The 11,277-nt window shown below is 66.4% G+C and carries 9 protein-coding genes; 6 read left to right on the top strand and 3 right to left on the bottom strand.

What is annotated here, in order from left to right; genetic code table 11:
- Positions 1 to 125: 125 nt before the first annotated feature.
- From kduI to PKE80_RS03805, 4 genes are all read left to right on the top strand, one after another.
- Entirely contained in the window at positions 126 to 962 is an 837-nt protein-coding gene (gene kduI, locus PKE80_RS03820; RefSeq protein WP_008831744.1) for a 5-dehydro-4-deoxy-D-glucuronate isomerase, read from the top strand.
- A 121-nt stretch (positions 963 to 1,083) separates the two neighbouring features.
- Positions 1,084 to 1,842: a 2-dehydro-3-deoxy-D-gluconate 5-dehydrogenase KduD gene (gene kduD, locus PKE80_RS03815; protein WP_271181353.1), complete on the top strand. Its 759-nt coding sequence runs from the start codon at positions 1,084 to 1,086 to the stop codon at positions 1,840 to 1,842.
- A gap of 41 nt (positions 1,843 to 1,883) precedes the next feature.
- The gene (locus PKE80_RS03810; protein WP_271181352.1) at positions 1,884 to 2,894 is read left to right on the top strand and encodes a sugar kinase; all 1,011 of its coding nucleotides are present in this window, start codon (positions 1,884 to 1,886) and stop codon (positions 2,892 to 2,894) included.
- 118 nt (positions 2,895 to 3,012) lie between these two features.
- Positions 3,013 to 4,560, top strand: coding sequence for a carboxylesterase/lipase family protein (locus PKE80_RS03805; protein WP_271181351.1), 1,548 nt, complete (start codon positions 3,013 to 3,015; stop codon positions 4,558 to 4,560).
- Positions 4,561 to 4,620: 60 nt separating this feature from the next.
- On the opposite strand, the gene PKE80_RS03800 is transcribed toward PKE80_RS03805, so the two are convergent.
- Both PKE80_RS03800 and PKE80_RS03795 read right to left on the bottom strand, forming a co-directional pair.
- The gene (locus tag PKE80_RS03800; RefSeq protein ID WP_036530740.1) at positions 4,621 to 4,974 is read right to left on the bottom strand and encodes a cupin domain-containing protein; all 354 of its coding nucleotides are present in this window, start codon (positions 4,972 to 4,974) and stop codon (positions 4,621 to 4,623) included.
- A gap of 38 nt (positions 4,975 to 5,012) precedes the next feature.
- Positions 5,013 to 6,314, bottom strand: coding sequence for a pectate lyase family protein (locus PKE80_RS03795; RefSeq protein WP_271181350.1), 1,302 nt, complete (start codon positions 6,312 to 6,314; stop codon positions 5,013 to 5,015).
- Positions 6,315 to 6,613: 299 nt separating this feature from the next.
- Between PKE80_RS03795 and PKE80_RS03790 the strand changes: the two genes are divergently transcribed.
- Entirely contained in the window at positions 6,614 to 9,496 is a 2,883-nt protein-coding gene (locus tag PKE80_RS03790) for a TonB-dependent receptor (protein WP_271181349.1), read from the top strand.
- A gap of 76 nt (positions 9,497 to 9,572) precedes the next feature.
- Complete coding sequence (locus PKE80_RS03785) at positions 9,573 to 10,583, top strand: alpha/beta hydrolase (RefSeq protein WP_271181348.1); 1,011 nt, start codon at positions 9,573 to 9,575, stop codon at positions 10,581 to 10,583.
- Between the two features lie 218 nt (positions 10,584 to 10,801).
- Here the strand turns inward: PKE80_RS03785 and PKE80_RS03780 are convergent.
- Positions 10,802 to 11,277 (bottom strand): aldose epimerase family protein (locus PKE80_RS03780; protein ID WP_444980977.1); only part of this gene is annotated, 476 nt, incomplete at its 5' end.

The following is an 11,277-nucleotide window of genomic DNA, read 5'->3' as shown; positions in this document are numbered from 1 at the left end:
TTGCTTCGCTGCGCTCGCAATGACGGGATGCGGTGAAGGATGATTGCAACGCGCGCCAACCCCGTTGACACCGGTTACCTAAAGCGGATACGAATGCCGCCAAGACCTGAACGGGAGAGTTCACAGTGTTCTGCAAGACGTACCACGCCACCCATCCGGACATGATGGAGTGTGTCTCCAATGAAGAACTGCGCGACCGCTATCTGGTCACCGGCATGTTCAAGGCCGGCGAGGTCAACCTCAACTACTCGCACAACGAGCGCTTCATCATCGGCGGTGCGGTTCCGGGCGCTGAGCCGCTTGCCCTGCCGCTGCAGACCGTCCCCAAGAGCGCGGAGGGCAAGTCCTTCTTCGAGCGCCGCGAGGCCGGCATCACCAACATCGGCGGCCCCGGCGCGATCACCGTCGACGGCCAGCGCTTCGAGATGAAGAACAAGGAATGCCTCTACGTCCCCATGGGCACGAACGAGGTGATCTTCGAGGGTGAGGGCGCGCGCTTCTACATCGCCTCGGTTCCCGCCCACAAGGCGCTGCCGATCAAGCACATCACGCTCGACCAGGCGAACCCGCTGGCGCGCGGCGACCTCGCCAACTCGAACCAGCGCACCATCTACCAGCTGGTGATCCCCGGCGTGTGCGAGAGCGCGCAGCTGCTGCTGGGCCTGACCGTGCTGGAAGAAGGCTCGGTCTGGAACACGATGCCGCCGCACCTCCACGACCGCCGCTCGGAAATCTACCTGTACTTCGAGCTGCCCGAAGAGAACGACCGCATCTTCCACTACATGGGCGAGCCCGACCAGATGCGTCACATCGTCATCGCCAACGAAGAGGCCGTCATCAGCCCGCCGTGGTCGATCCACATGGGTTCGGGCACCAAGAAGTACGCCTTCATCTGGGCGATGGGCGGGGAAAACCTCGACTACACCGACATGAACGTGCTGGATATCTGCCAGCTCCAGTAAGTCTTCGCCTACCCCCTGCGCTCGTCATTGCGAGGAGCGCAGCGACGAAGCAATCCATCGAGCCAGCGTCGCAACCGCCCCGGGTTGCGTCGCTGCGCTCGCAATGACGAGAGAGGGTATCATGGCAATTTCCTTCGACCTGACGGGCAAGACCGCGCTCGTCACCGGCGCCAACACCGGCATCGGCCAGGCCATCGCCGTCGCGCTGGCACAGGCGGGCGCCGATGTCGCCGTCGCGGGCCGCTCGGAGCCGACCGAGACGCTGGCGCTGATCGCCGCGACGGGCCGAAAGGCGGTCAACATCAAGGCCGACCTGTCGAGCATCGAGCCGGTGCAGCGCGTCATCGACGAGGCGGTGGCAGGGCTGGGCAAGGTGGACATCCTCGTCAACAACGCCGGTATCATCCGCCGCGACGACCTGCTGCAGTTCTCAGAAGAGGACTGGGACGCGGTGATCGACACCAACCTCAAGACCCTGTTCTTCCTCAGCCAGGCGGCCGCGAAGGACATGGTCGAGCGGGGAACCGGCGGCAAGATCGTCAACATCGCCTCGCTGCTGACCTTCCAGGGCGGCATCCGCGTGCCGAGCTATGCGGCGGCGAAGTCCGGCGTATCGGGCGTCACTAAGGCGATGGCGAACGAACTGGCGCCCAAGGGCGTGCAGGTCAACGCGATCGCGCCGGGCTACATCACCACCAACAACACTGCCGCGCTTTCCGCCGACGAGACGCGCAACCGCCAGATCCTCGAACGCATCCCGACAGGCCGCTGGGGCAAGCCGGAGGATATCGCGGGCGCCGCCGTGTTCCTGGCCTCTCCAGCCTCGGATTATGTTACCGGTCACATTCTTGCTGTCGACGGCGGCTGGCTGGCTCGCTAAGCCGCTGCGGCGACGAATGGAAATGTGAGAGGGGTGGGTAGATGAGCGGTCATGTCCTGTGTTTCGGCGAAGTGCTGCTGCGCTTCGCCACCCCGGCCGCGCGGCTGACGGTGCAGTGCGATGCGCTGGACATGGTCGTCGGCGGGGCCGAGGCCAATGTCGCGGCGGGGCTCGCCTCACTGGGCCATGACGTGAAGATGCTGACGCGCCTGCCGTCCAGTCCCTTGGGCGACAAGGCGCGCGCAGCCCTCGCCGCCGCCGGGATCGATACCGCCCACGTCGGGCGCGATACCGGCCGCATGGGCCTCTACTTCCTCGAGAGCGGAGCAGGCCTGAGGCCCTCGTCGATCACTTACGATCGCGCGGGTTCCGTGTTCGCAACCTCCAAGGCGGACCAGTTCGACTTCGCCTCCGCGCTCGAGGGCGCCCGACTGCTCCACCTGTCGGGCATCACGCCGGCGCTCGGCCCCGGAGGCGTCGCGCTTGCGCAAGCCGCCGTCGCCGCGGCCAACAGCGCCGGCGTGCCTGTCTGTTTCGACGGCAATTACCGCGCACTGCTGTGGGATGCTTGGGACAGCGATCCGCGCGCGATCCTGACCGACCTGATGCAGTCGGCGACGGTCATGATCGGCAACCACCGGGATATTTCGTTGCTGCTGGGCAAGGCGTTCTCCGGCGATGGCTCCGACCGTCGGCGCGAGGCCGCGCTGGCCGCCTTCGAGGCGTTCCCGAAGCTGCAACTGATCGCCTCGACCGCGCGGCACGTGGTGAACTCCGGCCATCACCGTATCGCCGCACGTCTCGATGCGCGGGACGCGGCGCACCAGACGAGCGAGGTCGATGTCACCGGCATCGTCGACCGCATCGGCACCGGCGACGCCTTTGCGGCGGGCGTGTTGCACAAGTGGCTAGCAGGTGCCGGGCTGGTCGAGACGGCGCAGGCAGGGTTGGCCTATACCGTGCTCAAGCATACCGTGCCGGGTGACATGTGCCTTGTTGGACCGGCGGAGCTGGAAGCCTTCTCGACTTCGGGCGGGGACGTCAGGCGCTAAGAGAACAAGGCCCACCCCCAGCCCCTCCCGCAAGCGGGAGGGGAGCGAGACTTGGCAGCTTGCTGCCTAGTCGCAGCGGGGTGGGTGAGCGGCACGCACTTCAGCTTGGGAGAGCAATATGACCGATCTTTCACGCCGCACCCTCGTGAAATCGGCGGCAGTGCTCGCCGCCACGGCGCCGCTCCCCTCTCTCGCCCGCAGCGCGAAGACGCGCCGAATCGGCCGTTACACCGCCGTCCCGGAAAGCGGCGTCCATGCCTTCAAGGGCATCCGCTACGGCCGCGCCGAACGCTTTGCCCGTCCCATCGCCGAGCCGCTCGAAGGCCCCCCGATCACCGCCGCGAAGTTCGGCCCCATCTGCCCGCAGCGCGCCATGGCGGGCGAGCCGCAGTCCGAGGACTGCCTGTTCCTCAACGTCTGGACTCCCGAGGCGGACCCGCGCGCGAAGCGGGCGATCATGGTCTATTTCCACGGCGGCGCCTACACCACTGGCTCGGTCACCGATCCGCTGACCCACGGCGCGAAGCTGGCCGCCGACGGCGATGTCGTGGTCGTCACCGTCAACCACCGGCTCAACGCGCTGGGCTATGCCTGGCTGGGGCCCTTCGGTGCGCGTTATGCCGATAGCGGCAATCTCGGCCAGCTCGATCTGATCCTTGCACTGCAATGGGTGCGCGAGCACATCGCCAAGTTCGGCGGCGATCCGGCGCGCGTCATGGTGTTCGGCCAGTCGGGCGGGGGCGCCAAGATCGCCACGCTCATGGCGATGCCCGCCGCGAAGGGCCTGTTCCACGTCGCCGCGACGATGAGCGGGCAGCAGGTGCAGGCCAGCGGCCCGGCCCATGCCTGGGCGCGCACGCAGGCGTTTATGGCGGCGCTGAAGCTCGCCCCTGGCGACGTCGAGGGCCTGCGAACGATGCAGATCGAACGGCTGGTCGAGGGTCTTGCCACCACTGATCCCATCATGGGCGGCGGGGTCTACTTCGGCCCCGTGCTCGACATGACCAACCTGCCGCGGCATCCGTTCTGGCCCGATGCCGCGCCGCAGTCGCTGGGCGTGCCGATGATCCTTGGCAACGTGCGCGAGGAGACGCGCGCCTTCCTCGATCCGCGCGGGGCGAAGCTGCAGGGGCTGTCGTGGGAGAACCTTGCCGCGCGCATCGTGCCCGAGATCAAGATCGACCTCGACCCTGTCTGGGTCGTCGAGCAGTACCGCGCCCATGAACCCGGCTGGACGCCCGAGCAAGTCTATTACGCAGCCACCACGGCGGGCCGGTCATGGCCGGGGCAAGTGATCGAGGCGGATGCGCGGGCGGCGGCCGGGGCGGGATCGACGTGGGTGTACCAACTCGACCGTCCCTCGCCGACGGACCCCTTGCGCGGGGCGGCACATACGGACGACATTCCCTATGTCTTCGGCACGCTGGACGCGCCGGGCAGCTATTCGGGCACCGACGACGGGGCTCGCAGGCTGAGCGGAGCGATGATGCGCGCCTTCACCGGTCTGGCCAAGACCGGGCGACCGGGGCTGGCGGAGTGGTCGCCGTACCGCCTGCCCGCGCGCGCGACGATGGTGTTCGGCGATACCGTGCGCGTGGAGAACGATCCGCGCCGCTGGCAGCGCGAATTGTGGGCGAGGGCGCCCTACGTCCAGCCGGGGGTGTGACGCAAATTCCTCCCCGAGCTTGTCTCGGGGAGGAATTTGCAGAATCCGTCGTGCCGAAACCTACTTGGCGGCGGGCGGGTTGGGATAGGCGATTACCAGCGAAAGCGGTTCCTCGCCCCGCTGCCAGATGCCGACCACGGCGCCGTCGTAGAGATAGGCGGTCATTCCCGGCGTGAGCTGCGCGCGCTTGCCGTCGGAGACGACTTCGCCCTCGCCCGAGAGCACGTAGTAAACCTCATCGTGCGCGATGGGATGCTCGCCGATCGCCGCGCCCTTGTGGAGGACGCGGCGGCGGAATTCCATCGTGCGCGGCGCTGGCGCTGCGTCGGAAATGCGATAGGCGGTGCTCATGCCGATGGCGCCGTGCGGAGGGGCTTCCTCGCGCACGGTGTCACGCTCGTCGATGACGGCCATCGCCGGAGCCGCCGCCAGCAGCAGGAGCGCCGCCCCGATCACTTCGCGTTCTCGCGCATGGCTTCGTCGCGGGCGGAGAGTTTCTCCTGCGCGCCGTCCTTCTGGCCCGGATAGACGCCGGATTTCGGCTCCATGGTCTTGAGGTTCCAGTCCTTGTCCACGAAGGGCGCGGCGGTCGGGCTGGGGTGCGGGTAGCCGCCGACGACCTTTTCGTCGTCGATGATCTCGCCGCGCCCCTCGGCGACGAAGAACAGTACGCGGATATCATCGGGCGCACGGTCCCACGGACGCGCGCCGACCGAGGCGAGCAGGCTGGTTTCCAGGTCCTTGGCGGGCATCACGTCGAGGCTGCCCAGGCTGGCCATCGGCGAATCCTTCTCGATCAGCTTCGCCTTGGTCACGCCGTAGCGGCCGAACATCGGCGCCGGGTTGCCCCAGCGATCGACGTTGATGTTGTCCTTGGAATACCACGCAAGATCGCCGTCGCCGCCCAGCGTCAGGAACGGCAGGCCGGGCGCGGTCGAATTGCCCGCGCGCATGACGTTGCCCACGGCGGTGATCTCGCCGGTGACGTAGTCGTGGCCGGCCCACTCCAGGTTCATCAGGTTGTAGTGCACCGCGCGGTGGCCGGGGTCGAAGATCATGTTGTTGACCATCAGCACTTGCGCGCCGCCCTTCACCAGCGGCGAACGCTCCATGTTGTGGGCGTAGACGTTGCGGTAGAGCGTGATGGCAGTGGCGTTGTCGTGGATCAGCGTGCCCTTGGAGTGCTCGCCCTTGGGATGGCTGGCGTCGGCGAGGCCTTCGGCCGCGAGGTTCTCGCGGAACAGCACGTCATGGCTGGTGGCAGCGCGCCATTCCTTGACGGTCTTGCCGTTGAAACGGGGGCCGGAGGTCGACATGTTTTCGTCGATCGCCCAGAAGAAGCTGCAGTGCTCTACGATCACGTTGTGCGCGGCGACGGTGGAGAAGGCGTCCGCCTCCCAGCCCGAGAGCTTGGCCTGGCCGTCCACCCCGGTCATCACGCGGATGTGGCTGATCTTGACGTCGTGGCCCTTGAGATCGATGCCGCCGCGCACGATCGTGATGCCCGGCGAAGGCGCGGTCTGCCCGGCGATCGTCAGGAAAGGCTCGTCGATGTTCAGGATCGTGCGCTGAAGGTCGATGACCCCGCCGACCTCGAAGACGACGATGCGCTTGCCCTTTGCTTCGACCGCGGCCTTGAGCGATCCGGGGCCGTCCTTCGCGAGAGTGGTGACGCGGATGATACGGCCGCCCTCGCCGCCGCGGGTGGGTTCTAGCGGGGCTGCGTGCAGCAGCGCCGGGGTGGAAGCAACCATCAGAATCGGAAGGACAATCTGGCTCGCGAGCCTGCGGATTTTCACTATCGATCTCCCATTGGCGGAGCTTGTGGACTCCGAGTATTGACAGGGCGTTCTCCCTGCGTCACATATTGATGACACCGGTTACCAAGGATCGCAAGGATGATCTTCGGAACGGGTGGGGCGATTTTGGAGGTCGCCCGAGGTGCTCCGAAAGGGGCGGGAGTAGAGGTGCCGGAACAATGCGCGCGTTAGCCGCGCTTCCTTCTGACACCGGTATCATTTTTGACCCGCAAGGGTCGTGAGGGGATGTTGTCATGCGCCAGCATGTTACCGGAATTTCGCTTTTGAAGGCTGCCCTGTGCGCGGGCAGCGCTCTCGTGTCGTCGGCTGCGATGGCGCAGGACGCGGCGCCCGCGCCGCAGGACGCGGCGGATACCGCAGCTCCTGCGGACGAGACCGCGACTGCGGGCGACATCATCGTCACCGGCTTCCGCCAGTCTCTGCAGGCTGCGCTCAACGTGAAGCGCGAATCGATCTCGGCGGTCGATGCGGTCGTGGCCGAGGACATGGCCAAGTTCCCCGACCAGAACCTTGCCGAGTCGCTGCAGCGCATCCCCGGCATCTCGATCCAGAAGGACGGCGGCGAAGGCCGTGCGATCACCGTGCGCGGCCTCAGCGCGCAGTTCACCCGCGTCCGCGTCAACGGGCTGGAGACGATCGCCACCAGCTCGGACGGCGCCTCCGCCAACCGCGACCGCTCGTTCGACTTCAACGTCTTCGCTTCGGAGCTGTTCAGCAGCCTCGTCGTCCACAAGACCGCCGAAGCCAGCCTCGACGAAGGTTCGCTGGGCGCGGTGGTCGATCTCAACACCGGCAATCCGCTGGCGGCCAAGGCGGGCCTGACCGGCGTGCTCAACGTCCAGGGTTCTTACAACGACCTGTCAAAGAACGTTGGCCCGCGCATGGCCGGGCTGCTGTCCTGGCGTAACGATGCGGGCACGTTCGGCGTCAACCTCTCGGCCGCCTATTCGCACACCGACACGATCGAGAACGGCAACAACACCGTGCGCTGGGCGCAGGCCTACTTCAACTCGGTGGACGGAACGCCCTGCTACTACTCGGACGTCGGGCCGACCGGCGGCGTGCCGGTAAGCTCGGGCGGCGGCTATCGCCCCTCGGCGGCGTGCGACGCCGCCAGCCTCGCGTTCCACCCGCGTATCCCGCGCTACGGCGTGGTCGAGCATGACCGCAAGCGCCTCGGCCTGACCGGCTCGATCCAGTTCGAACCCACCGACAAGACCAAGTTCTCGATCGACGGACTCTATTCGTCGTTCAAGGAAACCCGCGCCGAGCAGTGGCTCGAAGTGCTCGCCCGTTCGAACGAGCGCCGCTTCGACGTCGTCGATCCAGTCTACGACGACAACGGCAACATGGTCAGCGCGACCCTGAACAATGCTTACGTCCGCACCGAAAGCTACCTGCGCAAGTCGAAGACCGAGTTCTGGCAGGTCGGCGCGACCTGGGACCAGGACGTCAGCGACAGCTTCCGCTTCACCCTGCTGGGCGGCATGTCGCAGTCGAACGCCGACATCCCGGTCGAAACCACGATCGCCTACGACAACAAGAACGCCGACGGCTTCAGCTACGACTACTCGGACATGAAGTCGCCGGTGCTCAGCTATGGCATGGACGTCACCGACCCGGCGAACTTCCAGCTTGCCGAAATCCGCGATCGCCCGTCCTACGTGAAGAACAAGTTCAAGACCGCGCAGCTGCGCACCGAATGGGACCTGACCGACGGCTTCACCGTCAAGGCCGGCGCGGTGTGGCGGCGCTACAACTTCCAGACCCAGCTGTTCATGCGCGATACCGCCGCATGCGGGGCCAACGGCACGCAGGACCTGATCCTCGGCACCGTGACCTGTTCATCCAGCGTCTACGGTTTGCCGGTGACCTCGGGCATCTCGCAGCTCGTCGATCTGGGCGATGCCGGCCAGCCCGGCGGCTCCACGAGCCAGTGGATCGTCGCCGATATCGCGAACGCGGCGGACTACACCAACCTCTATGGCCGCACCGCCAAGGAGGACTTCGGCAACAACCGCCGCGTGCAGGAAACCACCTCGGGCGGATATGTGCAGTTCGACGTCAAGGGCGAACTCTTCGGCCTCGAATATGCAGGCAATGCGGGTATCCGCTATGCCCATACCGACCAGAAGTCGACCGGCTACTCCGCAGGCGTCGCCGCGACCGTGCAGCGCACGTATGACGATTGGCTGCCGTCGATGAACCTTGCGTTCTATCCGCGCCATGACGTGATCGTGCGCGGTGCGATCGCCAAGGTCATCACCCGGCCCGCGCTGAGCAACCTCAATCCGGGCGGCTCGGTCGACGGGTTCAACTACCGTGTGAATTTCGGCAACCCGTTCCTCGATCCCTATCGCGCCACCAATTTCGACGCATCGATCGAATGGTATTTCGCCCCGCAGGCGCTGCTTTCGGTGGCGGGCTTCATCAAGAAGATCGAGAGCTTCCCGGTCGCCGGGCAGTACACCGCCACCCTGCCGCAGCTTGGCCTGGGCCGCGATGTCCTGGGCACCAGCACGCCTGCCTACATCAACTACGACCCCAATCAGGAGTACGTGGTGTCGGCACAGGTCAATGGTGAGGGTGCGACGCTCAAGGGCGTGGAAGTGGCGCTGCAGCTGCCCTTCACCTTCCTGCCGGGCATCCTGAGCCACACCGGCTTCCAGGGCAACGCCACGTTCATCCAGAGTAAGGCGGACTACACGATCACTGGTCCAGCGGTTACGGCCTGTACCCGTGTGACGACCGCCTGCTCCCTCGTCGGTGTTCCGGATACCTACACTAATACCCTGTTCGGCGTGTCGAAGCGCGCGTGGAACGCGACGCTGTACTATGACGACGGCAAGTTTAGCATCCGCGGCTCGGTGAGCTATCGCGGCCCGTTCGTGGATGGCGCCAGTGCAACGAACAACATCTTCGAAGGGTACGGTTCGTACACCAGCTTCGATGCGGCGATCCGCTACAAGGCGACCGAATGGCTGGAGCTGTCGATCGACGGCAACAACCTGACGGACGAGTATCGCTATCGCTTCAACGACGTCTACGCGACCCGTAACTACGAGAACAATCACTTCGGGCGCACGATCCTGTTCGGCGCGCGCGCGAAGATCTGATCTCCTCCCCTGACGCGGGGTTCGCGGGTTCCGGCCCGTGGACCCCGCTCCTTTTTGTTTTCCAAGGGAGCCCGGAGTGGATTTCGATCGCAGAACCCTGATCGCAGGCTCTCTTGCCGCTGCGGGACTGGCCGGAAGGGCCCCAAGTCCTGCCAATGCGCAGACACCGCCTCCCGCTGCCTCCAAAGCGCTCCCGCCCGGCCTGCCGCAGCCGACCGAGACCATCGACCTCTGGCCCAAGGGGCCGCCCGCACGTCTCAAGGCGCCGCTGACCGAGACGGTGGACGAGCGGTCCACCGATGCCCTCGTCACCGACCGCGCGGTCTACGGCGTGACCCGTCCGCGCATGGCGGTGTTCCGTCCCGACCGGCCCAACGGCGCGGCGGTGATGATCACGCCGGGTGGCGGTTACCGCTGGATCGTCGTCGACAAGGAAGGCTACGAGATCGCCCGCTGGCTGACGGCGCGCGGCTTCACCGCCTTCGTGCTGTTCTATCGCCTGCCGGGCGAGGGCTGGTCGAGCGGCCCCGACACCCCGCTTGCCGACGCGCAGCGCGCCATGCGCCTGATCCGCCACCGCGCGAAGGACTTCGCCCTCGATCCCGAGCGGGTCGCGGCGATGGGCTTCTCTGCCGGAGGACACCTTTGCGCCGATCTTGGCGCGCGCTTCGCGGCCAAAGTCTACGAGCCCGTGGACGCGGCGGACAGGCTCTCCGCAAAGCCATTCTGCGCCGCGCCGATCTATCCGGTGGTGAGCATGGACGCAGGCATCGCGCATCCCGGATCGCGTAATTTGCTGCTCGGCCCTTCGCCGACGCCGGAGCTTGAGGCCGCGCATTCCCCCGACCGCATGGTCCCGTCCGATGCGCCGCCGCATTTCCTCGTTCATGCCGAGGACGACGACGTCGTTCCGGCGGAGAACACCGTAAGCCTGCGCGCGGCGCTGAAAGCCCGCAAGGTGCCGGTCGAGGCGCACTTTTTCGCCAATGGCGGTCACGGTTTCGGCCTGCGCCGCGCCATCGGCAAGCCGGTCGAGATCTGGCCCGAGATGTGGCGCGCTTGGGCGCGGACGGTCGGGTTCGGATAAGCCGTCGTCCCGGACTTGTCCGGGACCGCTGGCCGCGAACGGCCTTGAAATCCGCGGGGCGCCTTGCCGGAAGCGCTATCGATGCCCGCCCTGGCGTGATTGAAACGCTCCCCGTCATCCCCGCGAAGGCGGGGACCCAACCGATGCCCGTGCAAGAGGAGCCGGCAGGAGATGGGTTCCCGCCTTCGCGGGAATGACGGCGAGATAATTGACCCGGATCAGGCCTGCAACACCATCGTTAACGCCTGTGTCTCACCCGGCTCCAGTACCGTCATGCCGCTGCTGACCCGTCCGAACGCATCGGGCATCGCCGTCGTAGGCTCAAGGCAGAGGAAGTCCTCCCCCGGCGGGGCGTAGAGATGCAGGAACCCGGCCTCGGGCGACGTCACGCTGACTGTCCCAAGCCGTGCCTCGCCCTGCCAGCCGAACCAGCAGTTGTCGGTCAGAGTCATCGGGTCGGGTACGGCCCCTCGCGCGAAGTCTCCGAAGGTATCCGCAAGCGCTGTCTCGCTGGGGATCATCCGCGCGTCGCTCAGCCACACGCCCTCGGCGGCGAACGTCACCCGCGCATCGGGTTCGCGCACGAAGTAGGGGTGTTGGCCCAGCGTACAGGGCATGGCGCGCTCGGACTGGTTGGCCACCTCCAGCGTCACGTGCAGCGCGCCGTCTTCCAGCACGAAACTCTGCGTGGCGG

Source organism: Novosphingobium resinovorum (assembly GCF_027922145.1).
Classification (GTDB): Bacteria; Pseudomonadota; Alphaproteobacteria; order Sphingomonadales; family Sphingomonadaceae; genus Novosphingobium; species Novosphingobium resinovorum.
Note: the sequence above shows the minus strand (reverse complement) of the source record. Positions and strands in the feature narration are given on the sequence as shown.

Bases quoted from the DNA above. Each gene is read 5' to 3' on its own strand.
- PKE80_RS03805 (WP_271181351.1), top strand. From the start codon at position 3,013: ATGACCGATCTTTCACGCCGCACCCTCGTGAAATCGGCGGCAGTGCTC.
- PKE80_RS03800 (WP_036530740.1), bottom strand. From the start codon at position 4,974: ATGGCCGTCATCGACGAGCGTGACACCGTGCGCGAGGAAGCCCCTCCG.
- kduD (WP_271181353.1), top strand. From the start codon at position 1,084: ATGGCAATTTCCTTCGACCTGACGGGCAAGACCGCGCTCGTCACCGGC.
- PKE80_RS03810 (WP_271181352.1), top strand. From the start codon at position 1,884: ATGAGCGGTCATGTCCTGTGTTTCGGCGAAGTGCTGCTGCGCTTCGCC.
- PKE80_RS03790 (WP_271181349.1), top strand. From the start codon at position 6,614: ATGCGCCAGCATGTTACCGGAATTTCGCTTTTGAAGGCTGCCCTGTGC.
- PKE80_RS03795 (WP_271181350.1), bottom strand. From the start codon at position 6,314: ATGGTTGCTTCCACCCCGGCGCTGCTGCACGCAGCCCCGCTAGAACCC.